This is a genomic window from Nonomuraea sp. NPDC050022, assembly GCF_044460705.1.
Classification (GTDB): domain Bacteria; phylum Actinomycetota; class Actinomycetes; order Streptosporangiales; family Streptosporangiaceae; genus Nonomuraea.
The window spans coordinates 299847-326520 of record NZ_JBITKE010000002.1 but is presented as its reverse complement, the minus strand read 5'-3'; the positions used below and the strand labels follow the sequence as shown (position 1 = coordinate 326520).

Annotated in this window: 28 protein-coding genes and 1 riboswitch; of the genes, 18 read left to right on the top strand and 10 right to left on the bottom strand. The window is 69.0% G+C overall.

What is annotated here, in order from left to right:
- Positions 1–24 precede the first annotated feature (24 nt).
- The 5 genes from ACIBO2_RS08005 to ACIBO2_RS07985 all read left to right on the top strand — a co-directional run bounded on the left by ACIBO2_RS08005 (position 25) and on the right by ACIBO2_RS07985 (position 6285).
- Positions 25–999: an NlpC/P60 family protein gene (locus tag ACIBO2_RS08005; protein WP_358538576.1), complete on the top strand. Its 975-nt coding sequence runs from the start codon at positions 25–27 to the stop codon at positions 997–999.
- A 794-nt stretch (positions 1000–1793) separates the two neighbouring features.
- Positions 1794–1952: riboswitch (cyclic di-AMP (ydaO/yuaA leader) on the top strand.
- A 73-nt stretch (positions 1953–2025) separates the two neighbouring features.
- The gene (locus ACIBO2_RS08000; RefSeq protein WP_358538574.1) at positions 2026–2541 is read left to right on the top strand and encodes a C40 family peptidase; all 516 of its coding nucleotides are present in this window, start codon (positions 2026–2028) and stop codon (positions 2539–2541) included.
- 218 nt (positions 2542–2759) lie between these two features.
- Positions 2760–3755: a hypothetical protein gene (locus ACIBO2_RS07995; protein ID WP_397295946.1), complete on the top strand. Its 996-nt coding sequence runs from the start codon at positions 2760–2762 to the stop codon at positions 3753–3755.
- An 11-nt stretch (positions 3756–3766) separates the two neighbouring features.
- Positions 3767–5203: a M48 family metallopeptidase gene (locus ACIBO2_RS07990; protein WP_397295944.1), complete on the top strand. Its 1437-nt coding sequence runs from the start codon at positions 3767–3769 to the stop codon at positions 5201–5203.
- Complete coding sequence (locus tag ACIBO2_RS07985; RefSeq protein ID WP_358538568.1) at positions 5200–6285, top strand: glycosyltransferase family 4 protein; 1086 nt, start codon at positions 5200–5202, stop codon at positions 6283–6285. The genes ACIBO2_RS07990 and ACIBO2_RS07985 overlap by 4 nt, the downstream gene beginning before the upstream one ends.
- On the opposite strand, the gene ACIBO2_RS07980 is transcribed toward ACIBO2_RS07985, so the two are convergent.
- The 3 genes from ACIBO2_RS07980 to ACIBO2_RS07970 are packed head-to-tail and all read right to left on the bottom strand — an operon-like array spanning position 6282 to position 9357.
- Positions 6282–7199 carry a carbohydrate ABC transporter permease gene (locus tag ACIBO2_RS07980; RefSeq protein ID WP_358538565.1) on the bottom strand — a complete coding sequence of 306 codons (918 nt, stop codon included), beginning with the start codon at positions 7197–7199 and terminating at the stop codon, positions 6282–6284. The genes ACIBO2_RS07985 and ACIBO2_RS07980 overlap by 4 nt on opposite strands.
- A complete protein-coding gene (locus ACIBO2_RS07975) occupies positions 7196–8068 on the bottom strand; it encodes a sugar ABC transporter permease (RefSeq protein ID WP_358538562.1) in 873 nt (290 codons plus the stop codon). The genes ACIBO2_RS07980 and ACIBO2_RS07975 overlap by 4 nt, the downstream gene beginning before the upstream one ends.
- The gene (locus ACIBO2_RS07970; RefSeq protein ID WP_358538560.1) at positions 8068–9357 is read right to left on the bottom strand and encodes an ABC transporter substrate-binding protein; all 1290 of its coding nucleotides are present in this window, start codon (positions 9355–9357) and stop codon (positions 8068–8070) included. The genes ACIBO2_RS07975 and ACIBO2_RS07970 overlap by 1 nt, the downstream gene beginning before the upstream one ends.
- A gap of 236 nt (positions 9358–9593) precedes the next feature.
- Here ACIBO2_RS07970 and ACIBO2_RS07965 point away from each other — a divergent pair, with 236 nt between their 5' ends.
- From ACIBO2_RS07965 to ACIBO2_RS07950, 4 genes are all read left to right on the top strand, one after another.
- Positions 9594–10361, top strand: coding sequence for a DeoR/GlpR family DNA-binding transcription regulator (locus ACIBO2_RS07965; RefSeq protein WP_358538558.1), 768 nt, complete (start codon positions 9594–9596; stop codon positions 10359–10361).
- Positions 10362–10543: 182 nt separating this feature from the next.
- A complete protein-coding gene (locus tag ACIBO2_RS07960) occupies positions 10544–11857 on the top strand; it encodes an extracellular solute-binding protein (protein WP_358538556.1) in 1314 nt (437 codons plus the stop codon).
- Positions 11858–11934: 77 nt separating this feature from the next.
- Positions 11935–12885: a sugar ABC transporter permease gene (locus tag ACIBO2_RS07955; protein WP_358538554.1), complete on the top strand. Its 951-nt coding sequence runs from the start codon at positions 11935–11937 to the stop codon at positions 12883–12885.
- Positions 12885–13712 (top strand): carbohydrate ABC transporter permease, encoded by an 828-nt coding sequence (locus ACIBO2_RS07950; RefSeq protein WP_357945026.1) that lies wholly within the window; start codon positions 12885–12887, stop codon positions 13710–13712. The genes ACIBO2_RS07955 and ACIBO2_RS07950 overlap by 1 nt, the downstream gene beginning before the upstream one ends.
- 48 nt (positions 13713–13760) lie before the next feature.
- Here the strand turns inward: ACIBO2_RS07950 and ACIBO2_RS07945 are convergent, their stop codons facing one another.
- Complete coding sequence (locus tag ACIBO2_RS07945; protein WP_358538552.1) at positions 13761–14090, bottom strand: hypothetical protein; 330 nt, start codon at positions 14088–14090, stop codon at positions 13761–13763.
- A gap of 142 nt (positions 14091–14232) precedes the next feature.
- Complete coding sequence (locus ACIBO2_RS07940) at positions 14233–15999, bottom strand: AMP-dependent synthetase/ligase (protein ID WP_397295939.1); 1767 nt, start codon at positions 15997–15999, stop codon at positions 14233–14235.
- Between the two features lie 105 nt (positions 16000–16104).
- Here ACIBO2_RS07940 and ACIBO2_RS07935 point away from each other — a divergent pair, with 105 nt between their 5' ends.
- The 7 genes from ACIBO2_RS07935 to ACIBO2_RS07905 are packed head-to-tail and all read left to right on the top strand — an operon-like array spanning position 16105 to position 21730.
- Positions 16105–16872: a metallophosphoesterase gene (locus ACIBO2_RS07935; protein WP_358538547.1), complete on the top strand. Its 768-nt coding sequence runs from the start codon at positions 16105–16107 to the stop codon at positions 16870–16872.
- A gap of 21 nt (positions 16873–16893) precedes the next feature.
- Entirely contained in the window at positions 16894–17331 is a 438-nt protein-coding gene (locus ACIBO2_RS07930) for an SRPBCC family protein (protein ID WP_358538545.1), read from the top strand.
- A gap of 1 nt (position 17332) precedes the next feature.
- Positions 17333–18490 (top strand): ArsA family ATPase, encoded by a 1158-nt coding sequence (locus ACIBO2_RS07925; protein ID WP_358538543.1) that lies wholly within the window; start codon positions 17333–17335, stop codon positions 18488–18490.
- On the top strand, positions 18483–18884 hold the full coding sequence (locus ACIBO2_RS07920; RefSeq protein ID WP_397295936.1) for a hypothetical protein: 402 nt from the start codon (positions 18483–18485) through the stop codon (positions 18882–18884). Before ACIBO2_RS07925 ends, ACIBO2_RS07920 begins: the two co-directional genes overlap by 8 nt.
- 31 nt (positions 18885–18915) lie before the next feature.
- Entirely contained in the window at positions 18916–19848 is a 933-nt protein-coding gene (locus ACIBO2_RS07915; protein WP_358538539.1) for an ROK family glucokinase, read from the top strand.
- A 15-nt stretch (positions 19849–19863) separates the two neighbouring features.
- Positions 19864–20556: an endonuclease/exonuclease/phosphatase family protein gene (locus ACIBO2_RS07910; protein ID WP_397295934.1), complete on the top strand. Its 693-nt coding sequence runs from the start codon at positions 19864–19866 to the stop codon at positions 20554–20556.
- A 37-nt stretch (positions 20557–20593) separates the two neighbouring features.
- Positions 20594–21730, top strand: coding sequence for a hypothetical protein (locus ACIBO2_RS07905; protein WP_358538535.1), 1137 nt, complete (start codon positions 20594–20596; stop codon positions 21728–21730).
- A gap of 28 nt (positions 21731–21758) precedes the next feature.
- Here the strand turns inward: ACIBO2_RS07905 and ACIBO2_RS07900 are convergent, their stop codons facing one another.
- Together ACIBO2_RS07900 and ACIBO2_RS07895 are read right to left on the bottom strand one after the other, a co-directional pair.
- Complete coding sequence (locus ACIBO2_RS07900) at positions 21759–22217, bottom strand: hypothetical protein (protein ID WP_358538533.1); 459 nt, start codon at positions 22215–22217, stop codon at positions 21759–21761.
- 46 nt (positions 22218–22263) lie between these two features.
- On the bottom strand, positions 22264–23022 hold the full coding sequence (locus tag ACIBO2_RS07895) for an alpha/beta fold hydrolase (RefSeq protein WP_358538531.1): 759 nt from the start codon (positions 23020–23022) through the stop codon (positions 22264–22266).
- Between the two features lie 147 nt (positions 23023–23169).
- On the opposite strand from ACIBO2_RS07895, the gene ACIBO2_RS07890 reads away from it, so the two are divergent.
- Positions 23170–23871: a lysophospholipid acyltransferase family protein gene (locus tag ACIBO2_RS07890; RefSeq protein WP_397295931.1), complete on the top strand. Its 702-nt coding sequence runs from the start codon at positions 23170–23172 to the stop codon at positions 23869–23871.
- Between the two features lie 13 nt (positions 23872–23884).
- On the opposite strand, the gene ACIBO2_RS07885 is transcribed toward ACIBO2_RS07890, so the two are convergent.
- A complete protein-coding gene (locus ACIBO2_RS07885; RefSeq protein WP_358538527.1) occupies positions 23885–24340 on the bottom strand; it encodes a MarR family transcriptional regulator in 456 nt (151 codons plus the stop codon).
- A gap of 84 nt (positions 24341–24424) precedes the next feature.
- Here ACIBO2_RS07885 and ACIBO2_RS07880 point away from each other — a divergent pair, with 84 nt between their 5' ends.
- On the top strand, positions 24425–24856 hold the full coding sequence (locus ACIBO2_RS07880) for a DoxX family protein (protein ID WP_358538525.1): 432 nt from the start codon (positions 24425–24427) through the stop codon (positions 24854–24856).
- A gap of 12 nt (positions 24857–24868) precedes the next feature.
- Here the strand turns inward: ACIBO2_RS07880 and mmuM are convergent, their stop codons facing one another.
- Together mmuM and otsB are read right to left on the bottom strand one after the other, a co-directional pair.
- On the bottom strand, positions 24869–25735 hold the full coding sequence (gene mmuM / locus ACIBO2_RS07875; protein WP_357945062.1) for a homocysteine S-methyltransferase: 867 nt from the start codon (positions 25733–25735) through the stop codon (positions 24869–24871).
- Positions 25736–25824: 89 nt separating this feature from the next.
- Positions 25825–26643, bottom strand: coding sequence for a trehalose-phosphatase (gene otsB / locus ACIBO2_RS07870; protein ID WP_397295928.1), 819 nt, complete (start codon positions 26641–26643; stop codon positions 25825–25827).
- Between the last annotated feature and the right edge of the window lie 31 nt (positions 26644–26674).

Sequence of the window (26674 nt, the reverse complement as noted above, 5' to 3'; positions counted from 1 at the left end):
ATATATTCCCCTGGAGGCGACACTGTGAGGTTTGGCCGGGCGCCACTGGCCGCGGGACTCGCGATCGGGCTGCTGCTTTTCCCCACAAGCGAGGCACTGGCCGCGCCGAAGCCCACGATCAAACAGGCGAAAGCCAAGCTCAAGAAGCTGAACGACCAGGCCGACAAGGTCGTCGACCGCTACAACACGGCGACCGAGAAGTACAAGGCGGCCCAAGGCGAGTACGGAAAGCTGAACGCCAGCTACAAGCGCAAGCTTGAGACGGTCGCCACGCTGCGCGCCCAGGTCATCGACATGGCCGTCGACACCTACACGCGCGGCCCCGACTCCACCTCCTGGCCCACGATGATCGGCCAGCCGGATCCCACGGGCCTGCTGGGCAGCATGGCGCTCGCGGGGCAGCTCTCGGAGGAGAAGGTGGCGCGGCTGGCGGCCTTCGATCGCGAGAACCGCGGGCTCAAGGACGAACGCGACAAGGCCGAGGCGGCCCTGCGGGCGGCCGACAAGGAGCGCGACGGGGTCGAGAATGAGCGCTCGGAGGTCCGCAAGCTGATCGCGAAGCAGAAGAAGCTGCTGGACAAGCTCGGCGCCTACAAGACCGGTGACCCCAACAGCACCGGCATCAAGTACACCGGCTCGGCCTCCGGCAACGCGGCCGCGGTGCTCAGGTTCGCCTACGCGCAGGTGGGCAAGCCGTACGTGTTCGGCGGCACGGGACCGCGCGGCTGGGACTGCTCGGGCCTCACGCAGGCGTCGTGGCGCGCTGGGGGCGTGTCTCTGCCCCGGACCACGTGGCAGCAGTGGGCCTGGGGGTCGGCCCGCAAGGTGGATCTGAAGGACCTGCAGCCGGGCGACCTGATCTTCAGCTCGGGTCTTGGGCACGTCAGCATTTATGCGGGCAACGGGCAGATCGTGCACGCCCCCCAAACCGGCGACGTGGTCAAGGTGGTCACCCTCTCCTCCTACGGCGGCACCCTGGTCGGAGCTATCCGCCCGTAGGTTGTTCCGGAGGGAAAGCACTGATTTTCTGTACGGCAAGCACGGTGAGCCCCATGCGCCGTCCGTGGCTGGGCTCTGTCCAGGGACACGCTCCTCCGGTGGGGCGCGCTGGGCGCCGTGACGTGCGTCCTCTTGACCCGGTCCGTGGCTTCAGGTGGCCATGGACCGGATGGTCCGCCGATGGACGCTTGGCGGTCCACGCGGGGCTCCCCGGCTTGGTGGTCAACGAACTCGGCCCGGTGGCCAGCGGGCTTCGACCGGCTGTTCAGCGGGCTCCGGTCGCTTGTTCAGCGGAACCCGACCGGCCGTTCAACTGGCCCCGATTTGCTGGTCACCCGACCTCGGCGCGCAGGCCGATGCCGCTGGCGCCGGGTCGGCTGAACGCTGCTCGAACGCCTTCGGCGGGTGAGGACGATCATTGGTCTCGGCCCGTCGGCGATCCTCGCGTTGCCCACTTCCGCGCATTGGCCGGCACCATTCACTGCCTTGCGCGTTGTCGGCGGGACCAGTGTGACAAGAGTGACAAATGGGACCTGACAGATCACTGTGTCGTCAAGTGTGAGAAGGGTCACATTTGAATAACATAACCCGGCGCTCCAGCTGCGGTTGGGGACTTTACTGACACCTCTGAGTGATCCTGACAACCCCATGACGGCTTTGCCAGCTCGTTACTCAAGGGCGTAGCTTCTGGCGTCGCGGCGAACAAGCCATGGCGTCGCGACTCTCCATCGGGTCCCCGATGTGGACAGATAAGAAATCCGTTAGGTCACCGCCTTTCCACATTGTCATTACGTGGCGGTGGCCTGCCGAGTCCGTGCAGCCAGGAGGCACGGAGCCGGGGACCCAGCGATCCCGCCCCAGGGATCAGGGGTGAATCGGCGCGTATTGCGCCGTAGGGCGACTTCCAGGCCCGAATCCGTCAGCTAACCCGGTAGGCGTTCGTGGAAGCTCCAAGGAGAAATCCTGTCTACCTCCCCCAGTAACCCCCGTCTGTCCCGCATTGCCCTGAGTGGCGCAGCGCTCACGATGACCGTGACGGCCGGAGGTTTGGTCCTCCCTGCCCCGACAGCGCAGGCGGCGACAACGCGAGATGCGGCCGAAGTTTCCGGGACCAATACAGCGGCGAAAGCCGTCAGGTCCGTGAAGAAGGTCGCGCAACAGACAGCGGTCGCTCGGCAAAAGGTGAAGGCCCGTACGGCCGTCGCCGTGGCCAAGGACCAGATCGGTGACCCGTACAGTTACGGGGCCACAGGACCTGGTTCCTTCGACTGCTCCGGTCTCGTCCAGTACGCCTGGAAGAAGGCCGGCGTCAAGATCCCGCGCGTGACGAACAGCCAGTTCGCCCGCATCAAGAAGAAGGTCTCCTGGAAGAATCTGAAGCCAGGTGACCTGATGTTCTTCTATGGGCTCGGCCATGTGGGCATGTATGTCGGCAACGGCAAGATGGTCCATTCGCCGAGGACGGGTTCGACGGTGCGCGTCGAGAAGCTCAACAAATGGCGCAAGGCGTCGTTCGTGGGCGCGGTGCGTCCCGGCCTGTAAGTCCGGCCTGATCTGGCCTGCAAGACCGTCACGAAGGTCCCGTCCCAGCTGGGACGGGACCTTCGCGTGTTCCGGGCCTTTCCGCGACGACGTGCCGGCGCTTTCCGCGACGAGGAGCCGGGTCTCTCCGCGACGAGGAGCGGGGTCTCTCGACGACGACGTCCCGGGTCTCTGCGCGACGGCCGGTCCGCGGCGCGGGGCGACTACGATCGGGGAACGTGTCCGTGCAGGTGAGCCGCCGAGTCTTGGGGGTGGGGGTGCTGCTCCTGGCCCTCGCCTCGGCCAGCGCCGCCCCGCACCGGTCTCCGGGGACGGACGGCCCCTCGGCAGCGGTTCGCGACCTGTCGACCGGTGGGCCCGATCAGTCTGCGACGGATCGCGGCCGGCCGTCCGGTGGGCCCGATCGGCCCGCGACGGATCGCGATCTTCCCTTCGGCAGCCCCGATCAGTCCGCGACCGGCCACAACCCGGCGGCCGGTGATCGCGAGCTTCCGGCGGAGGCGCGGGGACTCTGGGGGGACGGCTCCGAGATCGTACGAGGTGTGCGTTCGGTCGTCGTCGGTCAGCGCGCGGCACCCGAGTCGCTTCGTGATCTGGCGCGCCGGGCCGATGCCGCCGGGTCGCGGGTCTCCGCCGTGCTCGGACGCCCCGTACAACCCGTGGTGCTCGTGCCCGGCTCGGCGGCCGAGGCTGCTCGGGTGGCCGGGGTGGGGAGTGTCGACGGGCTGGCGGCGGTGGCCGATGGCGGGAGAGTGGTCGTGGTGCCCGAGAACTTCGCCCGGCTGACCCCCACCGGGCGGGACATCGTGCTCACTCACGAGCTCACCCACGTCGCGGCCGGGACGAAGCGGTTGCCGGTGTGGCTCTATGAGGGGTTCGCCGACTACGTGGGCTACCAGGACGCGGGGTTGCCGGTCCGGGTGGCCGCCGCCGAGTTGGCCGCCGAGGTGCGGGCCGGGCACTTGCCGGGCGAATTGCCAGGGCCTGCGGCATTCGCACCATCCAGCCGGGAGCCCGCACGCCTGGCACGGGCCTACCAGGAGGCGTGGCTGGCGTGTCGCTTCATCGCCGCGCGGTTCGGTGAGGGAACTCTGGTGAGGCTCTACCGTGATGCCCAGACGGGTGGCATCGACCGAGGGCTCACCAGGCTCGGGCTCTCGGCAGGGACGCTGACGGCACGGTGGCGCGACTACGTGCGGGACCAGCTTGCGTAAGGGGAACGCGGATGGACGATCTGCAGGGCACCGACGACATGCCGCCTGACGACGACGCATCAAGCGAGTCCGCCACCTCAGGCGAGGGCGCCGCGCCGGACGGCCGTGCCGCGCCGGACGACCGTGCCGGGGCAGACGACCGTGCCGCGCCAAGTGACCGCGCCGTGTCCAGCGGCTGGGTCGCGGACGGTGGGGACGTCGGGTTCGGCCGGGCCGGTGCCGGTTGGGCGCTGGTCGTGCTCGGTGCGGTGATCCTGGCCGTGGTGGCGTTCACGACGCCCTGGCGGGTGATGCCCTCGGGCACCCCCACGGTGACGCCGGACCCGGCGCGCGACTTCAGTGCCGCCGAGATCGCCAGGGCCGCCGCCTTCGACGCGGCCACGAGCCTGCCCGGATATTTGTCGCTCGGGCTGACAGTGCTGTTCGCGGGGCTGCTCGTGCTCACGCCGTTCGGCGCCAAGCTGCTGGGTAAGCTGCGCGGCCCGTGGTGGGTGCGGGTCGTGCTCGGGGTGGTGGTGCTGACCGCGATCGTCGAGGCGATCAGGTGGCCCCTGGGCATCTGGTACGAGGTGCAGTTGCGCGACTACGGCCTGTCCACGCAGGACTGGGCCGGCTGGACCGGCGACCGGCTCAAGAGCCTGGCCGTGAGCGTGGTGCTGCAGTCCATCATGGTGCTGGTCGTGGTGGCGCTGGCCAGGTGGCTGCGGCGCTGGTGGATCCCGGCCGCCGCGGGCGCGTTCGCGTTCACCTTGGTGGCCTCGTTCGTGTATCCGGTCGTGTTCGAGCCGCTGTTCAACGACTTCCGGCCGATGCCGGGGGGCGCGCTCAGGGCGAACCTGATGATGCTGGCCGAGCGCGCCCATGTCCCGGTCGAGGACGTGCTGATCGCCGACGCCTCCCGCCGGACGAACGCGCTCAACGCCTACGTCTCGGGCTTCGGCGCCACGCGCCGGATCGTCGTGTACGACACGCTGCTGCGGGCCCCGCAGTCCGAGGTCGAGCTGGTCGTGGCGCACGAGCTGGGCCACGCCAAGTACGGGGACGTGCTGGTCGGCACGCTGGTGGGCGGGCTGGGCGCCGCGTTCGGCGCGATCCTGCTGTTCCTGCTGCTGGGCATGCTGCGGCGGCGCACGGGCATCGCCTCGGCGGCCGATCCACGGGCGGTGGGAGTGATCATGGGCTTGATGAGCCTGGCAACGGTCATCTCAGGACCGGCCCAGAACGTGGTCAGCCGCCACATCGAGGCCCGCGCCGACCTCCACGCCCTGAACCTCACGAAGGACCCGGCCACCTTCATCTCCATGCAGAAACGCCTGGCAATCACCAATATTTCCGACTTGTCGCCGGATCCGGTGGAGTACGTCCTCTACGCATCACACCCCACCGGCCCCCAACGCATCGCCATGGCCCGGGAGTGGGCCGCGCTGAACGGCCAGCAACAGCCGTGACCGGCGTGCTCATCGTCACGAACGACTTCCCGCCCCGGCCGGGCGGCATCCAGTCGTTCGTGCACGGGCTGGCCCTGCGCACCCCAGGTGTGGCTGTCTACGCTCCGGCCTGGGAGGGGTGCGCGGAGTTCGACCGCCGCCAGCCGTACCGGATCGTCCGGCACCCCACCTCGCTCATGCTGCCGACCCCGGCGGTCGCCCGCCGGGCGACCCGGCTGCTGGCCGAGCAGCGGGCGGACACCGTGGTGTTCGGCTCGGCGGCCCCGCTGGGCCTGCTCGCGCCGGGGTTACGGGCGGCCGGCGCGCGGCGCGTGGTGATGCTCACCCACGGCCACGAGGCGTCGTGGGCGAGCGCGCCGCTGTTCCGCGGGGCGCTGCGCAGGATCGGCGCGCACGCCGACGTGGTGACCTACCTCGGCGAGTACACGCGCGCCCGGCTGGCCGCGGCGATCTCGCCGGCCAAGCTGGTACGGCTGGCGCCGGGCGTGGACACCGGCCAGTTCCACCCGGACGCGGCCAAGGCCGAGCTCGGGCTGGCCGGACGGCCGGTGGTGATCTGCGTGTCGAGGCTGGTGCCGCGCAAGGGCCAGGACCAGCTCATCAGGGCCTGGCCCCGGGTGCTGCGGGCGGTGCCGGAGTCGGTGCTGCTGTTCGTGGGCGGCGGGCCGTACCGCAAGAGGCTGGAGAAGCTGGCGCGGGGGCAGGAGTCCGTCCGCTTCACCGGCACGGTCCCGGCGGGGAGCCTGGCCGGCTACTACGCCGCCGCCGATGTGTTCGCGATGCCGTGCCGTACCCGGCTGGGCGGCGTCGACGTCGAGGGGCTGGGGATCGTGTTCCTGGAGGCGTCGGCGACCGGCCTGCCGGTCGTCGCGGGCGCGTCCGGCGGCGCCCCGGACGCGGTACGGCACGGCGAGACCGGCCTCGTCGTCGACGGCACCGACGTGGCGGAGGTCGCCGCGGCCCTGATCGAGCTGCTCGGCGACCCCGAGCGGGCCCGGAAGATGGGTGCCCGGGGCCGTGACTGGATCGCCGGCGAGTGGACCTGGGACCTGGTCGCCGCCCGCTTCCACGCGCTTCTCTAGCCCTTGGTGGCCCCCAGGGTGAGTCCGGCGACGAACTGCTTGTGCAGCATCTGGAAGACGATCAGCGTCGGCAGCGCGACCAGCATCGAGCCGGCCGCCAGCAGGTTGTAGTCGGTGAAGAACTGGCCACGCAGGTTGTTCAGGGCCGAGGTGACGGGCAGTTTGTCGCCCGACGACATCAGCACCAGCGCCCACAGGAAGTCGTTGTACATGAAGGTGAACTCCAGCGTGGCCAGCGCCGCCAGCACCGGGCGGCACAGCGGCAGCGTGAGCTGCCAGTAACGGCGCCACACGCTCGCTCCGTCGACCAGCGCCGCCTCGGTGATCTCCTCCGGGATCGTGCGCATGAAGTTCGACATGACGAACACGCAGAAGCCGAACTGGAACGCCACGTGCACCAGGATCAGCCCGAGGTAGGAGTCGTACAGCGACTGCGAGTCCGACAGCCACGTGGGCAGCGGCACGAGCGTGTAGAGGGTGTAGAGCGGGGTGATGAGCACCTGCGGTGGCAGCAGGTTGCCCGCCGTGAACGTGATCAGCAGCGCCTTGCGCCCCGGAATGCGCAGCCGCGCGATCGCGAACGCGGTGAACGACGCCATGAACAGCGTGATCAGCACGCCGGGGATAACGATGATCAGCGTGTTGAGGTAGTAGCGGGGCAGGTCGGCCTGGCTCCACGCCTGCCCGTAGTAGTCCAGCGTCAGGTGCTCGGGCAGTGAGAAGTATCCCAGCCGCGCGGTCTCGTCGTACGGGCGCAGCGAGGCGTAGAGCGCCAGCGCGAGCGGCAGGACCCAGCCCAGCGCCACCAGGCCGAGGAAGACGTGCAGCAGGATCCGCAGCGGACGCGCCCGGCGGCGTACCGGCTCCCGGTGGTCCTGGACCGGGGGCGTGGTGGTGGGCGCGGTGAGCGTCATCGTTCCTCCCTGAACAGCTGCGACAGGTAGGTGACGATGAACCCGAGCGTGATCACCAGCAGGATCACCGCGATGGCCGAGCCGAACCCGATGCGGCTCGCCTCGCCCACGATGTTCTCGGTGACCAGCACCGACAGCAGCTCCAGCCCGTTCCTGCCCTTGTTGATGGCGTAGACGATGTCGAAGGCGCGCAGTGCCTCGATGACCGTGATCACCAGCACGATCACGTTGACCGGGCGCAGCGTCGGGAACACCACCCGGAAGAACGCCTGCGCCTCGTTGGCCCCGTCGATCGCGGCCGCCTCCTTGAGCGCGGGATCGACAGCTTTCAGCCCGGCCAGGTAGATGATCATCACGTACCCGACGTGCCGCCAGCCGGCCGCCACCATGACCACCCAGATGTTGATCGACCGGTCGCCCAGCCAGTCCACGGTCAGCCCGGTCACCGCGTTCAGCACGCCGTAGTCGGAGGAGTAGACGAGCTGCGCGATGAACCCCACGACGGCCAGCGACAGCACGACCGGCGTGTACAGCGCGCTCTGGTACACGCGCGACAGCCGCAGCCGCCGGTCCAGCAGCACCGCGCAGAACAATCCGAACGGCGTGGCGACCAGGCCGAGGAAGCCCAGCCAGAGCACGTTGTTGCGGATGGCCGACCAGAACGGCGGATAGTCGTTGACCAGGTCGGTGTAGTTCCGGCCGCCCACCCACTCCATCGGCTTGATGCCGTTCCAGTCGGTGCCCGACAGCCCGATGGAGGCCAGCGTGGGCCCCCAGATGAGGCCCACGTTGACGATGATGGCCACCCCCAGCCCGATGACCAGGATGGTCACGTCGCGGGCGGAGTAGCGACGGGTCTTGGTGGTCATCAGCGGAAGATGTTGGTCTTCTGCTTCTCGATGCTCGCCAGCAAGGAGTCGATCTCGTTCGGCTTGCCGACGAACGACTGCAGCGACGGGATCATCACGGTCGAGGCGAAGTCGGGCCGGGTGTCACGGTCGAGGAACTGGGCCAGGTGCGTCGCCTTGGACACCAGTTCGGCGCCGCGCTTCTGCAGCGTGCTGTAACCGCTGGTGTCGGCCTTGGAGCTGGCTGCCAGGGTGCCCGGGTCCAGCTTGGTGGCGATGTTCTGCGAGCTGCCTTGGGCCAGGTGCTTGAGCACGGCCTTGGCTCCGTCGACGTTCTTGGCCTTGCCCGAGATCATGTAGCCGTCGATCGGCGCGTCGATGGAGTCGGTGCCGTAGGTCGGATTGATCTCGGGGAAGGTGAAGAAGTCGATGTCGTCGCGCTCGTTCTCCGGGAACTGCTGGGCGACGAACATGCCGAGCAGGTACATGCCGGTCTTCTTCTGCTGCAGCGCCTGCCCGGCCTCCTGCCAGGTACGGCCCAGCGCGGCGGGCTGGTGATACTCCATCAGTCCGCGCCAGGTGTCGAAGACCTGCTTGACCCTGGGGTCGGTCCACGACTCCTTGCCGCCCATGAGCGAGATGTGGAAGTCGTAGCCGTTCGTCCGCATGTTGATGATGTCGAACGTGCCCATCGCGGGCCAGCCGTCCTTGTCGGCGAACCCGATCGGGATCAGCCCGTCGGCCTTCATCTTCTTGGCCAGCGCGGTGAACTCGTCCAGCGTCTTGGGCGGCTCGTAGCCCTTCTCCTGCCACACGCTCTTGCGATAGAAGACGGCCCACGGATAGTACGTGAACGGCACGAAGTACTGCTTGCCGTCGGTGCCCGTCGAGGCGGCCTTGAAGGCGGGTGTGTAGTCGCTCCCGATTTCCTGCCACACGTCCGAAATGTCCGTCGCGAGTCCCTGCTCGGCGAAGAACTGCATGCGATATCCGGCGAACCAGGTGAAGACATCGTCAGGCGTGCCTTTGAGGTAGCGGTTGATGTTCTCCTGGAACGTGTTGTGGTCCACGGTATTGATCTTCACCTGGGCCTGGGTGAAGCCCTTTAACACGGTTTCGAGGGACTTCTTGGGGATTTCGTCCGAAGCGTTGGAGCCGAACGTGACCGTGCCCAGGTTTCCGGACGACTTACCACCCGGGGGCGCGGCGGGCTGGCTGGAGCCGCAGCCGGCCAGGACGGCCGGGACGCCGAAGGTGGCGGCCGCGCCGAGCAGCAGGTTGCGACGGGAGATCGGCAGACGTTGGACCATGGTGGTTCCTCCTTGCCAGGACCCTCACATTCCCCCGAATTCGCTCGATTTCCTTCAGAGAAGAGCACACTCAACCAGCTGTCAACGCACGATTTGATGTCATTTCCTTAACGTCGAACGCCGTCACGAACCACCACAACCGAGCACGGGCCTTGAAATCCGCAGGTGGCGTGTCATGATGCGTCCGAATGGCATGTCTGGAAATGTCGGGAAACTGTTGGGAACTGGGTGATGCGATGCTCGCCGTCCAGCGACAGCAGACGATTCTGGAGCTCGTACGGCTGAACGGCGCCGTCAAGGTGGTCGACCTGGTGCGCGAGTTCGGCGTCTCGGACATCACGATCCGCCGCGACCTCGAACTGCTGGCCGAGCGGGGGCTGCTGGCCAAGGTGCACGGCGGTGCGACCGTCATCGGCGCCGGCTCGACCGACGAGCCCGGCTTCGCCGCCAAGTCGGTCCAGCAGGAGGACGAGAAGCTGGTCATCGCCCGCCGCGCCGCCGAGATGGTGTCCCCGGGCACCGCCGTGGCGCTCTCGGCCGGGACCACGACCTGGACGCTCGCCCACCAGTTGGTGAACACGCCCGGCCTGACCGTGGTGACCAACTCGGTGCGGATCGCCGACGTCTTCCAGCACGGAGGGCGGCCGGACCAGACGGTGGTGCTGACGGGCGGCGTGCGTACCCCCTCGGACGCCCTTGTCGGCCCGGTGGCGGTGGCCGCGATCCGGCTGCTCAACGTGGACGTGCTGTTCCTGGGCGTGCACGGGATGACCACGCGGGCCGGGTTCACCACGCCGAACATGATGGAGGCCGAGACCGACCGCGCCCTGGTCGAGGCCGCGAGCAGCCTGGTCGTGCTGGCCGATCACACCAAGTGGGGGACCGTGGGCATCAGCACGATCGCCCGGCTCAGCGAGGCCGACGTGGTGATCTCCGACGGCGGGCTGCCCGAGACGGCCAGGACCGCGCTGTCCGAGCAGGCGGGCGAGCTGGTCATCGTTTGATCTTGACCGGGTCGGGCATTGGCGGTCTCCGCATACCAATCCGATCACATGGCATGCGCCGAGCCGGAGTGATCCTACCTTTCTGTGGGATCAACCCTTATGTTAGCAGTGCTTAGCTGTTACCCCTAGTAATGATCCTACCTATTCACGCGCATCATTTCGTGCTCCCATCGAATGATCGGATGAGTGAGAAGGGTGGCACAGTGAACAAGCTGTTCGCGGCTGGGGCGATGACACTCGCCGTCGCGCTCGCGCTTAGTGCCTGCTCAAGCAATTCGCCCAGTGGGGACCAGTCTTCGGCGCCCGCTTCTGGCGGCAAACAGAAGGTCTCCTTCCTGGTGTTCCCCTCGCCGAACTTGCCGGAGTCGTACTGGAAGGCTCAGGTCGATCTGGTGACCAAGGCCAACCCTGACCTGGAGGTGGAGCTGGTCGCCGCGCCTTCGGAGTCCGAGCGCAACGACTACGCCAAGCAACTGGCCGCTTCTGGGCAGCTGCCTGACGTACAGATCGGCATGCAGGACCTGATCGCCCTGGAGCCCAGCCTGGCCACGTGGACGCCGGAGGAGCTCAAGGACTTCCTCTGCCCGACCTGCGGCGCGGTCAACGGGAAGATCCTCCAGTTGCCGACCAACACGCAGACGATCCCGAACGTCTACTACAGCAAGAAGCTGTTCCAGAAGGCCGGCATCGCCGAGCCGCCGAAGACCTACGCCGACCTGCTGGCCGACGCCGAGAAGCTGAAGGCCGAGGGCATCACCCCGTTCGTGTCGGGCGGCGTGTTCGTCACCTCCCAGCCGTGGACCGCCATCCTGGCCACGGACCTGTACGCCAAGACGCCCGACTGGATGACCAAGCGGCGCAACGGTGAGGTGAAGTTCGCCACCGACCCGGCCATGAAGGCCGCCGCGCAGAAGTTCACCGACCTGGCCGCCAAGGGCTACCTCGACAAGCGGCAGATCGGGCAGGACTACCCCAAGACGCAGGAGGCCTTCCTCGGCGGCAAGGGCGCGATGTATCCGATGGGCAGCTGGTTCGCCGCCGCGGCCGACGCCTCGCCCATGAAGGACGACATCGGGGTCTTCGCCTGGCCCGGCGACGACGGCGCCCTGCACATGCCGACCTTCACCGGCGGCGGGCTGTCCGTCAGCGCGACGGCCAAGAACATGGCCGCGGCCAAGAAGTTCGCGCTGGCCTTCCAGCTCACCAAGGAGAACCTGGACGCCTCGGTCAAGGCCGACGCGCTCTTCCCGGCGATCAAGGGCTACACGCCGCCGTCGGACACGGGCCCGGTGTTCAAGGCCGTCTACGACCTGTGGCAGAAGGCGCTGAACGAGAAGGCGACCGTCCCCGCGTTCAGCTGGGAGGCCGGAGACACGGCGATGCTGCCGGGCATGCAGGGCAAGTTCTGGTCCACGGCGCAGGACCTGGTCAGCGGCAAGAAGACGGTCGACCAGGCACTGGCCTTCCTCGACACCGAGTGGGAGAAATCCGGCTGATCCGGCGGGGCGGGCCGCCGAGCGCCCGCCCCTCGATCTGACCGGGATCCGATTCCGACCAGGAGGGGTCTGGCCTGATGGCCGCTGGCACCACCATCCACCATCACAAGCCCGGCCACGCGCAGGCCCGAGTACGCCGGCGACGGCCGGGCGGCAAAGGGGCCGGGCTGTGGCATTTCCTGTCCTTCGCCGCGCCCGGCACGCTCATCTACCTCTGCCTCGTCGTGCTGCCGATCACGCTCAGCTTCGGCTACAGCCTGACCGACCAGGCATTGCTGCGGCCCAAGACGCACTTCGTCGGACTGCGCAACTACCAGTTGCTCCTGCAGGACGAGACGTTCCTGCAGTCGCTGCGGGTGACCACGATCCTCACGCTGATCGTCGTCATCGTGCCGAACGTCCTGGGCGTCGCCATCGCGGTGCTCCTCGACCGCCGCGGCTGGCTGTACAACGCGCTGCGCAGCGTCTTCTTCACCCCGATGGTGATCAGCTCCGTGGTCATCAGCGTCATCTGGACACGCATCCTCGCCGACGACGGGCCGATCAACCAGGCGCTCAGGGCGCTGGGCGTCAGTGAGCCGCCGGGCTGGCTGTCCGACCCGGACATCGCGCTCTATTCGCTGTCGTCGATCGTCTGCTGGCAGATGCTCGGATTCTGCGTGGTCGTCTATCTCGCCGGGCTGCAGGGCGTACCCCAGGAGCTGGCCGAGGCGGCGGCGATCGACGGCGCGGGTCCGGTGCGCAGGTTCTGGAGCGTCACCTGGCCGCTGCTGGCGCCCGCGCTCACCATCAACACGGTCGTCCTGCTGATCTCCGCGTTCAAGATCTTCGACCACGTGAAGGTGATCACCAACGGCGGTCCCGGCACGGGGACGACCGCGAGCGTGGCGCTCGTCATCCTGCAGGAGGGGTTCGTGGAGAACCGCACCGGCTACGCCTCGGCGGAGGCCGTCGTCATGCTGATCGTCATCGCGCTGCTGTCGGTGATCACGCTACGCGTGCTGGGGCGCAGGGAGGTGCAGCTCTGATGCGATCCACCGTGCCGTGGCTGCGCCCGCTGGTCGCGCTGGTCGTCGGCGGGGTGTTCTTCATCCCTCTGTACATCGCGCTGATCAACGTCTTCAAGGAGAGCCGGCAGGTCGCCAGTGGCGCCATGTCACTGCCGATCCCGCCCACCTTCGACAACCTGATCCGGGTGCTGACCAGCCCGGACAGCCTCTTCTGGTCGTCGCTGCGGACCAGTGTCCTGGTCACCTCACTGTCGATCATCATCCTGACGGTGCTGTCGGCCATGCTCGGCCACTACCTGGCCAGGCAGAACACCTGGTGGTCCCGAGTGATCATGGTCCTGCTGCTGTGCGGGCTGATGATCCCGCCGCAGGTGATCCTGATCCCGATCACACAGGTGCTCAAGGCGCTCGGGCTGATGTCGACGCTGCAGGGCCTCGTGCTCTTCAACGTCGGCTACTACGTGCCGTTCGGGGTCTTCGTCTTCTCCGGCTTCATGAAGGGCGTGCCGCGGGAGCTGGAGGAGGCCGCGGCCATCGACGGGGCCACGCGGTGGCAGACGTTCTGGAAGATCGTCTTCCCGTTGCTGCGCCCGGCGACGGCCAGCGTGCTGATCTTCCTCGGGGTGTGGATCTGGAACGACTTCCTCAATCCGCTGATCATCTATGGGCCGCGCGAGGGTACGACGATCATGACGGGCATCTACAAGTCGCTCGGGCAGTACGCGGCGGACTTCGGCGGGATGTTCGCGCTCATGTTCCTGGCCACGCTGCCGATCCTGGTGTTCTACCTGTTGCTGCAGAAGCAGTTCGTCAAGGGGCTCACGGGGGGAGCGACGAAGGGCTGACACGCGAACGGCCCCCGGCGTGGTGCCGGGGGCCGTTCGCGTGGCTGGTTAGTTGACGTCGAGCTTGCGCTGGATGGCGATGAGGATGTGCATCATCTCCGTCTGGGTCTGCTGCATCGACGCCTGTCCGGCCTGGAGCTCGTCTATTGACGCCTGCATGGAGGTGACCTTGGTGTCCAGAGCGGTGACCTTGGCGTCCAGGACGGCGACCTTGCCGTCCAGAACGGTGACCTTGCCGTCCAGTGTCTTGACCCGGTCCGCGACGCCGTTGATGCGTTCGGTGAGCTGCTGGCCCATCTCCATCTGGTCGGCCCCTATCCGGACGAATTCGTTCTCGATGCTGCCGATGAACTGCATCCCCGCTTCCTTGATGCTCACCGTTATCTCCCCTACCTTTGAAGGTAGGGACCGGGGATGTATCAGATCTCCGGTCCCGATTGCTGTCTCAGGCTAGCGGGGTGGCGTCAAGAGCGTCCAGAGAACCTGGGACAACGAGTAGTGATTTCTATACCCAGCGTAGTCATTTGTACAGAGCGTCCACATCCTTGGCGAAGTCCCGCATCACCATGTTGCGCTTGATCTTCAGGGTCGGCGTCAGATGCCCGCTGTCCTCGGTGATGTCCACGTCCAGGATGACGAACTTCTTGATCTGCTCCGGCTTCGACACCGTCAGATTGGCCGTGTCGACGGCCTTCTGGACCTCCGCCAGCACCCGCGGATCCGTGCAAAGCTCACTCAGCGTAGCCGTCGGCAGGCCGTTGACCGACTTCCAGTGGTCCAGCGCCTCCGGGTCCAGCGTGATCAGCGTCGCCACGAAGGGCCGCCCGTCGCCGACGATCATGGCCTGGGAGATCAGCGGGTGCGCTCGGAGCGCGTCCTCCAGCGGGCCGGGGGCGACGTTCTTGCCAGCCGCCGTCACCAGGATCTCCTTCTTGCGTCCCGTGATGCGCAGGTAGCCGTCGGCGTCGAGCTCGCCCACGTCGCCCGTGTGGTACCAGCCGTCGGCGTCGATCGCCTCGGCCGTCGCCTGGTCGTTGTGCCAGTAGCCGTGGAAGACATGGCGGCCCTTGGCCAGGATCTCGCCGTCGTCGGCGATGCGGATCGACACGCCGGGCAGCGGCTTGCCGACCGTGCCGATCTTGTTGGCGCCCGGCATGTTGACCGAGCAGGGGGCCGAGGTCTCGGTCAGGCCGTAGCCCTCGAACACCTCGATGCCGACGCCCCTGAAGAAGTGGCCGAGCCGGTCGCCGAGGGCCGAGCCACCGCACACCGCCGCCGTCAACCGGCCGCCCGTGGCCGTGCGCAGCTTGCCGTACACCAGCCGGTCGAACAGGGCGTGCCGCAGGCGCAGGCCCAGGCCCGCGCCGCCGGAGCTCTCGGCCTTGCTCCACGCGACGGCGGTGTCGGCGGCGCGGGCGAAGATCGCGCCCTTGCCGCCGGCGATGGCCCGCTGCTCGGCGCCGTTGTAGACCTTCTCGAACACGCGGGGCACGCCGAGCAGGAACGTCGGCTGGAACTCGGCCAGGTCCGGGGCCACGTTCTTCATGTTCGGGGTGTGGGCCAGGATCGCGCCCGCCTCGATGATGGCGACCTGGATCATGCGGGCGAAGATGTGCGCGAGCGGCAGAAACAGCAGCGCCGCCGGCGACTTGCCGACGAAGAGCGCCTCCAGAGGGCCCGCCACCACGTTGCGGGCGGTGAACAGCAGGTTGTCGTGCGTGATCCGGCAGCCCTTGGGCCGGCCGGTGGTGCCGGAGGTGTAGACGACCGTGGCCAGGTCGGCCGAGCCGACCCCGGCGCGCCGCTCCTCGAAGACGGCGTCCGTCACCTCGGAGCCGTCAAGGGTCTCGTCGACGCGCCAGATCGGCTTCAGGTCCGGCGCGGCCTCGCGCACGGTCTCCTCGTGCCCGTCGAGCTCGACGAACACCGCCTTGGCCGCGCTGTCGGACAGGATCCACTTGACCTGCTCGACCGCCGACGTCTCGTAGATCGGCACGGTGACCGCGCCGATCGACCAGATCGCGTAGTCGATCAGCGTCCACTCGTAGCGGGTACGCGACATGAGCGCGACCCGGTCACCGTGCTCGATGCCCGCCGCGATCAGCGCCTTGGCCAGCTCGACCACCTGGTCGCGGAACTCGGAGGCGGTGACGGCGGGCCAGCCGCCGTCCTGCTTGCGCCGCATGACGACCGCGCCGGGCTCCTGTTCGGCCCGCCTGAAGACCGTGTCGGGCAGGCTCGCGGAGGCAGGTACGTCGACCAGCACCGGGACGCTGTACTCGCGCACGGAATCAACTCCTGTTCGGGGGGACCGCCTGGACGCTATCGCGTTGAATTACCCACGGGTAGGGGTCATTCTCACGCTAGCAGCCGCTCTCATAGGATTTCCCGCATGAGGGTCCATGTCATCAGCGACGTGCACGGCAGGGCCGACGCGCTCGCCCGCGCGGGCGCGGGCGCCGACGCGCTGATCTGCCTGGGGGACCTGATCCTCTTCATCGACTACGACGACCACGCGCAGGGCATCTTCCCCGACCTGTTCGGCGCCGAGCGGGCCGCGGAGTTCATCGCGCTGCGCACGGCCAAGCGCTTCGACGAGGCCAGAGCCATGTCGGCGCGACTGTGGTCCACCCTCGACGGCGACCCGCGCGAGCACGTCGAGCGCAACGTACGCGCCCAGTACGAAGAGCTCTTCGCGGCCATGCCCGCGCCTGCCTACCTCACCTACGGCAACGTCGACATCCCGCGCCTGTGGTCCGACTACCTCCAGGACGGCCACCAGGTGCTCGACGGCCAGAGCGTGGAGATCGGCGGCTGGCGGTTCGGCTTCGTCGGCGGCGGGCTCAAGACCACCTACCGCACGCCGTACGAGATCAGTGACGAGGAGTTCGCCGCCAAGGTCGAGGCGGTCGGCGAGGTCGACGTGCTGTGCTGTCACATCCCGCCCGCGGTGCCCGAGCTGCTGTACGACGTGGTGGCCAGGCGCTTCGAGCGGGGCAGCGAGGCGACGCTGGCGGCGATCAGGCGGACGCAGCCGCGCTACGCCCTGTTCGGGCACGTGCACCAGCCACTTCACCGGCGCACCCGTATCGGGCGCACCGAGTGCGTGAACGTGGGTCATTTCCGGGGAAAGGGGGTTCCGTTCATCCTCGAATGGTGACCCGACCGGTACGGTGGTCGCATGGCTGATCGCACCACTTCGAGCATCATCGTCGGCGCCGACCGGGCCGCCGTGATGGCCGTCATCGCCGACTTCGCGGCCTATCCCGAATGGGCGGGTCAGGTGAAGGAGGCGGAGATCCTCAGCACCGGTGCCGACGGCAGGCCGGAGACGGTGCGGTTCGTCCTGGACGCCGGAGTGATCAGCGACGCCTACACCCTCGGCTACACCTGGCAGGACGACGAGAGCGTCCGCTGGCAGGTCGTCGAGCCGGGCAAGATGCTCGCCGAGCTCGCGGGGAGTTACCAGCTGACCGAGACGGGCACTGGCACCGAGGTGACGTACGAGCTCTCGGCCGACCTCAAGGTCCCCATGATCGGCATGATCAAGCGCAAGGCGGAGAAGGTCATCGTGGACACCGCGCTCAAGGGCCTCAAGAAGCGCGTCGAAGGGCACTGAGGTGAGCCCGCGAGTTCTGCTCTTCACCGGCAAGGGCGGTGTGGGCAAGACCACCGCCGCCGCTTCGACCGCCACGCTCGCCGCCAAGCGCGGCCTGAAGACGCTGATCGTCTCCACCGACACCGCCCACTCGCTGGCCGACGCGCTCGGCGTCGAGCCGGGCGAGGTCGCTCCGGGGCTGCACCTGCACCAGGTCGACACCCAGAAGACGCTGGAGCGCCACTGGGGCGAGCTGCAGGACTACGCCAGAGGGCTGCTCACCGAGCTGGGCCTGGACGAGATCACCTCCGAGGAGATCACCATCCTGCCCGGCGCCGAGGAGATCATCGCCCTCCTGGAGCTGCGCGAGCACGCCCGCGAAGGGCGATGGGACGTCATCGTCGTCGACTGCGCCCCCACCGCCGAGACCCTGCGCCTGCTGGCCCTGCCCGAGGCGCTCGACTGGCACATGACCAGGCTGATGCCGGTCGGCCGCAAGATCATGAAGATCGTCTCGCCGTTCGTGCGCGGCGTCGCCCGCATCAGCGCGCCCGGCGAAGAGGTCATGAGCGCGGGGGAGCGCTTCCACCGGGGCCTGCTGGAGGTGCGCGAGCTGCTCACCGGCGACAGCGCCTCCGTGCGCTTGGTGTTCACGCCGGAGGCCGTGGTGCTCGCCGAGGCCAGACGCACTCTCACCTCGCTCAACCTGTACGGCTACCGCGTCGACGCGGTGATCGCCAACCGGGTCTTCCCCGCCGAGGGCGCCGACGAGTGGCGCGCCCAGTGGGTGGCGGCCCAGTCCAAGCTCCTGGCCGAGGCCGAGGAGTCGTTCGCGCCGCTGCCCATCCACGTCGTGCCCTACCTTCCGGCCGAGCCGGTCGGCAAGGACGCGCTGGCCCAGGTGGGCGGGGCGATCTACGGCGCGGTGGACCCGTTCGCCGCCCCGCAGGTGGAGCCGCCGCTGCGGCTGTCCGCCGACGAGTTGACCCTGGCCCTGCCGGGCGCCGACCGGGCCGAGGTGGACCTGGCCCGCAAGGGCGACGAGCTGATCATCACCGCCGGCCCCTACCGGAGGATCCTGGCACTGCCGGCGGCGCTGGCCCGCAGACGGATCAGCGGCGCGGCGCTCCGCGACGGCCTGCTCCGGGTACGGTTCACAGCAGGAGGGCCAGATGACTGAGAGCAACAGAGACCCGATCGGCACCGTCACGGACGAGGCGCGCAAGCTCTTCGACACCATCCAGGGGCGGGCCACCCGCCAGGTCGGCAGGACCGTGCTCAACTCGTTCACGGGGGGCGGCGGCGGGCAGAGGAACAAGGACGTGTGGAGCGAGGCGGTGTCCGAGCCCCACGATGAGTACATCTGCCGCGCCTGCCCGGTCTGCCGGGCCATCGCGGCACAGCGGGAGTCCGGCAACGACGTGGCCGGGCACCTGGTGGCGGCCGGCGGCGAGCTGTTCGCCGCGTTCCGCCAGACGATCGACGCGCTGAGCAGGCCGGCCCCTCGCAGGCCACGCGACGATCAGAGCGGCGAGCGCGGTCGCGACAACGTTGAACATATTGATCTGGGTTAGTCCAGGTTTGGGATAGAGGAGATACAGGGGCATGCTCACGATCGGTGTGGACATCGGCGGCACCAAGGTCGCCGCGGGCGTGGTCAACGACGACGGCGAGATCATCGCCCACACGCTCAAGCCCACCCCGGCCGACCAGCCCGAGCAGGTCGCCGCCACGGTGGCCGAGGTCGTGCGCGAGCTCGCCCAAGGCAGGGAGATCGAGGCCGTCGGCGTCGGCGCGGCCGGGTTCGTCGACGAGACCCGGTCGGTCGTGCGGTTCGCGCCCAACCTGGCCTGGCGCGAGGAGCCCCTGCAGAAGAAGATCAGCGGACTGATCGGGCTGCCGGTCGTCATCGAGAACGACGCCAACGCCATGGCCTGGGGCGAGACCAAGTTCGGCGCGGGGCGCGGTCAGTCCCACGTCGTCTGCATCACGGTCGGCACCGGCATCGGCGGCGGCCTGGTCTTCGACGGCAAGCTGTTCAGGGGCCACTGGGGCATGGGGGCCGAGCTCGGCCACATGCAGGTGGTGCCCGAGGGCCGGCTGTGCGGGTGCGGCCAGCTCGGCTGCTGGGAGCAGTACGCCAGCGGCAACGCCCTGGTCATCGAGGCCAGGCAGATCTCCACCGCCCAGCCGGAGCGGGCCCAGATCCTGCTCGGCCTGGCCGGTGGCAAGATCGAGGGCGAGGAGGTCACCGAGGCGGCCAAGCTGGGTGACGAGGCCTCCCTGGCCGCCTTCGCCAGCCTCGCCGACTGGCTCGGCCAGGGCATGGCCGACCTGGCCGCGATCCTCGACCCGGGCTGCTTCATCGTGGGCGGCGGCGTCTCCCGCGCGGCCGATCTCTTCCTCGACCGGGCCCGCGAGACCTTCGCCCGCCAGCTCACCGGCAAGGGGCACCGGCCGCTGGCCGAGATCCGGCTGGCCGAGCTGGGCGCCGCCGCCGGAGTCGTCGGCGCGGCCGACCTCGCCAGGATGCGCTGACCGGGTTCGCTCGCGATGGCGCGCGTGGCCACGTACAACGTTCGCGGGCTGCGTGACAGCGTGCCCGCGCTGGTCCGGGTGATCGAGTCGATGCGGACCGACATCCTGTGCCTCCAGGAGGTCCCGCGCTTCCTCAACTGGCGCCGCCGGCGGCGCGAGCTGGCCGAGGCGTGCGGCCTGCGGGTGGTGGCCGGGGGCAGGCTCGGCGGCGTCGCGGTGCTCGCCCGCCCCGGGATCGAGGTGCTGGCGGCCGAGCACCACCGGCTGAAGGTGTTCGTCGGCCTGGAGATCCGCGGGCTGGCCGTCGCGGTCCTGCGCGTCGAGGGGGTGCCGCTGGCCGTCGGCTCGATCCATCTCGATCTCCACGGCGCGGCCCGGCTGCGGCACGCGTACGAGGCCATGACGCTGATGGAGCGTACGGCGGCCGCGTACGGCGCCGCCACCATGCTCGGCGGCGACCTCAACGAGCAGGAGACCGAGCCCACCTGGCGCTATCTGGCCGGTCGGCTCACCGACTGCCGGCCGGCCGCGCCCCGGGGCGAGGGGCTGACCTTCCCCGCCCGGCAGCCGCGCGAGCGCATCGACGCGGTGTTCGCCGGGCGCGAGCTGACGGTGCTCTCCTGCGGTGGCGTGGACGCCGCCGAGGCCGATCTGGCGGCCGCGACCGACCACCTGCCGGTACTCGCCGAACTGCTAGTCAGGCCCTAACGGGGCGGGGAGGTCCGCGAACCCGTAGCATTTGCTCATGACCCGTCGCTATCAGCGGCGTGCGCTCACCCTGATCTTGGCGACGTCCGTGGCCTTGTCGCAGGTCACGCCCGCCGCGCATGCCGATCCCCACCCCGCCACCATTGAGGCGTGGCAGCAGTCGACGAGCGTCCGCCTGGACGCCGACGGCTCGCTTTCCGACGTTACCGCGCTCTCGTCAGGCGATGTCTGGGCCGTCGGCCAGCAGGAGATCTGGGACGTCTGGAAGAACCGCGGCACGGTCCGCCACTGGAACGGCTCCAACTGGTCCGAGGTGACCCTGCGCGACGCCACCGGGGCCGGCAACCTGCGCGGCGTGGCCGCCACCTCACCGTCCGACGTGTGGGCCGTGGGCGACGGCCACGACGGCCTGCCCTACCTCGCCCACGGAGACACCGGCGGCTTCGACCGGGTCAGGGCGCAGGGGATGCGCGGGGGCGACTGGCTCGGCGGCATCGACGCCCGTCCGGGACGCGTCGTGGCCGTCGGCAGCCGCGACAACTCCTGGCTCATCCTCACCGGCCAGGGCGGCGAGTGGACCACCCAGGAGTCCCCCAGGGACGACGACGGAAAGGTCCTGGAGCCGGGCGCGCTCTATGGCGTGTCCAACGGGTTCGCCGTCGGCGACACCGGCCGGGCACCGCTGATCATGCACCTGTCGGGCGCCACCTGGAAGCCCATGCGCGTGCCCGACATTCCCGGCGGCTACCTGCGCGACATCCAGGTCGACGGCCCCAAGCGGGCGCTGGCCGTGGGCGGGGTCTACGGCAGTGACGGCGAGGTCGACCCGCTCGTCCTGTCGTGGAACGGCAAGCGCTGGAAGCGCGAGCGGCTGCCCGAGACCGAGTCGCGGCTCTACGGGGTCACCGGCGACGGCAAGGGCCGGTTCTGGATCTCCGGCTTCGACCCGTCGCGGGCCGCCGAGCCGTTCATGATGCGCTGCGAGAAGAGCGACTGCGAGATCATCCGGGGCGGCGCCGCGAAGGGCAAGGACAGCGTGCGGTTGCAGGCGGTCACCTACCTCGCGGGCAAGGGCGACGTCTGGGCGGTCGGTCACGCCGTGGACGCCCGCGAGCGCTACACGGACGTGGTGGAGCTGTTCGGGCCCAGAGAGCCTTCGCTGAAGGACTCCTAGCCGGTCGCTGAAGGAGTCCCAGCCGGTCTCAGAGCACGGCGCCGTCGTCCCAGCCGTCGTTGGGCGGGCCGTCGCCCATCCGCACCACCAGCGCCACGAAACCGCCGATGAACGCGGCCACGGCGGTGAAGAGCGCCCAGCCCTCCATCTGCCAGTTGGCCATCGCGGCGATCAGCAGGTAGGCGGGGCCGCCGAACAGCGCCACCCAGGCCAGCTTGGTCGGCAGGTCGAGCTTGGGCAGCGGCGGCGGGGGCGGCGGCACGAAGCGCTCCTCGCCGTCCTCATCCTCGTCGAGGTCCTCCTCGCCCTGCTCCGCCTCCACGTCGGCGTCCTCGTCGACCGCGGGTTTGACCACCCGGGCGACGGGCTCGACCGGTACGTTCTCGCTGTCCGGCCATGGCTGGTCGGCCGAGTCGCGCTCGGCTGTGTCGTTGAAGGACGCGACGATCTGGCGCCAGACCTCGTCCTCGTCACTCTGGGGCGTCACCTAGATCGGCCTCTCCGCAGCGATCGCGACTTCCCCCTGGGTGCGATCAGTCCCTCTGCAAGGGTACCGAGGCATGTGTCCGGATGAAGTCGAGGCTCCCGGCAAAGATCTTGTCGGCATCGTTGTCCAGCGTCGCAACATGGTAGCTATCGGTAAGCTCCTCGATCGTGGCCTGCGGTACTTTCTGGCGAATGATCTCCACGCTCCTCGGTTTCACCACATGGTCCTCGGTGCTGTGGAAGACCAGCAGCGGCTGCGTCACCTTCGCCAGGTCGGCCTGGACCAGCGACCACAGGCCGGGCAGCGAGGCGGCCGCCTTCACCGGCGTGCGCGCGTAGGCCAGCTCGGTCACGCCCGGCTTCTTGACATCGTTGGCAACCCCCGGCACCGACGGCAGGAACCACTTGAGCACCGGGGCCAGCATCAGCAGCGGCACATCGCGTACGATCGACGGGTTGACCACGATGACGCCGCTGATCGCGTCCCCGTGCACCTCGGCCAGCCGCAGCGCCAGGCAGCCGCCCAGGGACAGCCCCGCCACGAACACGTTGGCGCAGCGGCCCTGGAGGTCCTCGAACGCCTTCTCCACCTCGGCGTACCAGTCGTCCCAGCGGGTGCGGTTCATCTCCTGCCAGGTGGTGCCATGTCCGGGCTGGCGGGGGAGGGAGACGCTCACCCCCTGCCCGGCGAGATACTCGCCCCAAGGCCGTAGCGACTGCGGGGTGCCGGTGAAGCCATGGCACAGCAGTACGCCGACCTGGCCTGCTTCGTGGTGATAGGGCTCCGCGCCTGGCATGAGCGGCATAACAGCTCCTCGGTGGGATTTCATCCCGGAATTGCCCGATCGTCGCACGATCGAGGTGGATTGTGCGAGAGGTGAGGTAGGAGCATCGGTTCTGAGATGCGAAGATGACTTTGCTTACAGATCGCGCTGTGGGGAAGAGGTGGCCGGGTGTTCTACTGGGTGGTCAAGGCCATCTTGGGGCCTATCCTCCGCGTCGCCTTCCGGCCATGGGCGGAGGGTGTGGAGAACGTGCCCAGGCAGGGGCCGGTCATTCTGGCCGGAAACCACCTGTCGTTCGCCGACCACTTCTTCGGGCCACTGCATCTGCGCCGCAAGGTCATCTCGCTCGGCAAGTCCGACTACTTCACCGGGCGTGGCGTCAAGGGCTTCTTCACCCGGCTGTTCTTCAGCGGCGTCGGCACCGTGCCGATCGACCGGTCGGGCGGCAAGGCCAGCGAGGCCGCGCTGCGCACCGGCATGCGGGTGCTGCGCGAGGGCCACGTCCTGGGCATCTACCCGGAGGGCACCCGCTCACCCGACGGCCGCCTGTACAAGGGCAAGACGGGCGTCGCCCGCCTGGCCCTCATGTCGCGGGTGCCGGTGATCCCGTGGGCCATGGTCCACACCTTCGAGATGATGCCCCCCGGCCACCCGCTGCCCAAGCTCGGGATCCGGCCCGGGGTGCGATTCGGCAAGCCGCTCGACTTCTCCCGCTATTACGGGATGGAGGGGGACCGGCTGGTGCTGCGCGCGGTGACCGACGAGATCATGTACGCGCTCATGGAGCTGTCGGAGCAGGAGTACGTCGACAAGTACGCCGCCAGCGCCAAGGTCGAGATGGAGCGCGCGGCCCGGGCCGCCAAGGGCTGACCACCACCGTTCACTACTGCCGTAGTGCCTGCTCGGTCTTGCGCATCGCGGTGGTCATCGTCTCCAGCTCGCCGCGGGTCATCCGGTCGATGAGGTAGGCCCGGACGACCTCCACGTGGCCGGGGGCGACCCGCTCCAGGCAGCGGACGCCCGCCTCGGTCAGCACCGCCAGCACGCCGCGCTCGTCTGACGGGCAGGTGGTCCGCTCGACCAGGCCCGCCTTCTCCAGCTGCCCGATCTGGTAGGTCAGCGCGGACTTCGACACCACGACGCCCCTGGCCAGCTCCGTCATGCGCATCTGACGGCCGGGGGCGTCGGCCAGGCGCGCCAGCACCTCGTACTGCGGGTGGGTCAGCCCGGCCGCGGCCTTGAGCTGCTCTTCGATGCGTCGCTCCAGCAGGTGGGAGGTCGACAGGAAGGCGCGCCAAGCCGCCATCTCCGTCTCGTCGAGCCACGCGGTGTCCGTCACGGCGTCCAGTGTACTTGTTGTTCAGATTTGAACTTCCGGGTAGAGTGCTGGTTCAAATCTGAACTACTGCCTTTTGGAGAGCGCATGCTTGACCAGTCACGTTCCGTAGCCATCCTGGTCGCCCGAGTGGCCGTCGGCGTGATCTTCCTGGTGCACGGCTACCAGAAGTTCGCCATGATGGGGATCGCCGGGACCACCAAGTTCTTCGAGTCGGCCGGGATCCCGCTGGCCGCGGCCGCCGCTCCGGCGGTGGCGGTGCTGGAGGTCGTGGGCGGCCTGGCGCTGATCCTCGGTGTGGCGCTGCCCGTCGTGGGGACGCTGCTGGCGCTGGACATGGCGGGCGCGATCCTGTTCGTCCATGGGGCCAACGGGTTCGCGGTGGACAAGGGCGGCTTCGAGTTCGTCCTGTCGCTGGCGGCGGGCGCGCTGGCCGTCGGCTTCAGCGGAGGTGGCGCGCTCGCCCTCGACCGCGTGCTGTCCTCCCGCCGCCGCACCCCGGAGAACGTCGCAGCCTGAGCTTGACGTGGCTCAGGACAGGTGGGCGCGGATCTGCTTGATGTGCTCGGGAGTGGTACGGCAGCAGCCGCCGATGAGCGAGGCGCCGGCCCGTTGCCACTCCTCGGCCGCCTGGCCGTACTCCACGGGCTCGGCGGTGCCGCGCCACCGGCCCTGCTCGGCGTCCCAGTATTCGCCGGAGTTCGGGTAGACGACTACCGGCAGGCCGCCGGCCAGCGTGGCGATGAGGCCGGGGATGTGCCGCGGCGCGGTGCAGTTGACGCCGACGGCCACCACCTGCGAGCTGCCGGCGAACAACGCGGCGGCCTCGGCGATCGGGGTGCCGTCGTTGAGGTGCGCGGCGTCGCGGCAGGAGAAGCTCACCCACGCCTTGACCGACGGCGTCTCGGCGAGCAGCCTGGCCAGCGCCCGCGCCTCCGGGTAGGACGGGATGGTCTCGCAGGCGAGCAGGTCGGGCCCGCTCGAGGCGAGGATCTCCCAGCGTGGCCGGTGCCACGAGAGCAGGCCCAGCTCGTCGAGGTCGTAGTCGCCGGTGTATTCGGCGCCGTTGGCCAGGTAAGCGCCGTAGGGGCCGATCGAGGCGGCCACCAGCCCGCCCCCGGCCTCGTCACGAGCCTGGCCGGCCAGCTCGACCGAGAGCCTGATCAGCCGCTCGGCCTGCGCCTCGTCGAGTCCGCGCCGGACGAACCCCGGGATCGACGCTTGGTAGCTCGCGGTCGTGGCCACGTCGGCGCCGGCGGCGAAGTAGTCGGCGTGCACGCGCCGGATCAGCGCCGGATCCTCCACCAGCAGCCGCGCCGACCACAGCTCGTCGCTCAGGTCGGCGCCGAGCATTTCGAGGCGGGTGGCCAGGCCACCGTCCAGGACAAGGGTGCTCACCCGTCCAGAGTATGGTGCCCCGCGTACTCGACAGCACTTTCCGGCTCGGGTGAACCGCTCTAATAAGGCGGGTGAATTTCCGGCCGGGGCTATTGCGTTTGCCGGTTGTCATGGAAAGCACGGATTATCTCGTCCAGCATGGCCGGCACGTCGGCCGGGCCGGCCACGGTGAAATCCGCCTGGCGGGCCAGTTCGTCGCCGGTTTCGCTGTTCGCCACCGCCACTTTGACCCCGACGAACTCCGGGTCGCCTTCCTCGCGCGTACGCAGGGCCTCGAAGGCGCGGGCGTCGGACAGGTCGTCGCCGAAGTACCAGGCCCTGGCCAGGGCGGCGCTCTCCGCTTCGACGACGGTGCCCTTGTCGCCGTGCACCGGCGGCTTGAGCTCGACCACCATGCGGCCCAGCTGCTCGGCCAGGCCCAGCTCGGCGGCCTTCGCCGACGACCATCTCTCCACCGCGCCACGCAGCTCCGGATCCGCTCTGTAGTGCAGCGCGACCATCAGCGCCTTGTCCTCCACCAGCACCTTGCCCGGCAGATCGCGGGCGGCCTCGGCGACCAGGCGGCGGATGACCGGCGCCCATGGCTCCGCCTCACCGGCGTTCCTGATCTCGCCGTCGACCACCGTCTGCAGGCCGTACAGACCGAAGAGCCGCACGCCGGGGGCGCCGGAGAAGCGGTCGCGCAGGAACGCGGCGGGGCGCGCGGAGACGACGGCGACGCGGGCGAACAGCTCCGCCAGCGCGCCCAGCCGCTCCACCGCCCCGGGGACGGGGAGCACCGCGTCGGGATCATTCATGATGGGCGCGACAGTGCCGTCGAAATCGAAGAAGAAACCCGATTCCCGGGCCGCGGAAACGGTGGCGGAGATCGCCTCGGCGAAGCGCAGCGGTGCGCGAGAGGTCGCCATGTACGGTGACGATAGAACAGGCCGCCGGACT

Coding starts and splice junctions, on each gene's coding strand:
- ACIBO2_RS07895 (WP_358538531.1), bottom strand. CDS start 23,022: ATGCCGCTCATGCCAGGCGCGGAGCCCTATCACCACGAAGCAGGCCAG.
- ACIBO2_RS07930 (WP_358538545.1), top strand. CDS start 16,894: ATGGCTGATCGCACCACTTCGAGCATCATCGTCGGCGCCGACCGGGCC.
- ACIBO2_RS07975 (WP_358538562.1), bottom strand. CDS start 8,068: ATGACCACCAAGACCCGTCGCTACTCCGCCCGCGACGTGACCATCCTG.
- ACIBO2_RS07905 (WP_358538535.1), top strand. CDS start 20,594: ATGACCCGTCGCTATCAGCGGCGTGCGCTCACCCTGATCTTGGCGACG.
- ACIBO2_RS07950 (WP_357945026.1), top strand. CDS start 12,885: ATGCGATCCACCGTGCCGTGGCTGCGCCCGCTGGTCGCGCTGGTCGTC.
- ACIBO2_RS07980 (WP_358538565.1), bottom strand. CDS start 7,199: ATGACGCTCACCGCGCCCACCACCACGCCCCCGGTCCAGGACCACCGG.
- ACIBO2_RS08000 (WP_358538574.1), top strand. CDS start 2,026: ATGACCGTGACGGCCGGAGGTTTGGTCCTCCCTGCCCCGACAGCGCAG.
- ACIBO2_RS07955 (WP_358538554.1), top strand. CDS start 11,935: ATGGCCGCTGGCACCACCATCCACCATCACAAGCCCGGCCACGCGCAG.
- ACIBO2_RS07990 (WP_397295944.1), top strand. CDS start 3,767: ATGGACGATCTGCAGGGCACCGACGACATGCCGCCTGACGACGACGCA.
- ACIBO2_RS07915 (WP_358538539.1), top strand. CDS start 18,916: ATGCTCACGATCGGTGTGGACATCGGCGGCACCAAGGTCGCCGCGGGC.
- ACIBO2_RS07970 (WP_358538560.1), bottom strand. CDS start 9,357: ATGGTCCAACGTCTGCCGATCTCCCGTCGCAACCTGCTGCTCGGCGCG.
- ACIBO2_RS07965 (WP_358538558.1), top strand. CDS start 9,594: ATGCTCGCCGTCCAGCGACAGCAGACGATTCTGGAGCTCGTACGGCTG.
- ACIBO2_RS07880 (WP_358538525.1), top strand. CDS start 24,425: ATGCTTGACCAGTCACGTTCCGTAGCCATCCTGGTCGCCCGAGTGGCC.
- ACIBO2_RS07960 (WP_358538556.1), top strand. CDS start 10,544: ATGAGTGAGAAGGGTGGCACAGTGAACAAGCTGTTCGCGGCTGGGGCG.
- ACIBO2_RS07910 (WP_397295934.1), top strand. CDS start 19,864: ATGGCGCGCGTGGCCACGTACAACGTTCGCGGGCTGCGTGACAGCGTG.
- otsB (WP_397295928.1), bottom strand. CDS start 26,643: ATGGCGACCTCTCGCGCACCGCTGCGCTTCGCCGAGGCGATCTCCGCC.
- ACIBO2_RS07935 (WP_358538547.1), top strand. CDS start 16,105: ATGAGGGTCCATGTCATCAGCGACGTGCACGGCAGGGCCGACGCGCTC.
- ACIBO2_RS07920 (WP_397295936.1), top strand. CDS start 18,483: ATGACTGAGAGCAACAGAGACCCGATCGGCACCGTCACGGACGAGGCG.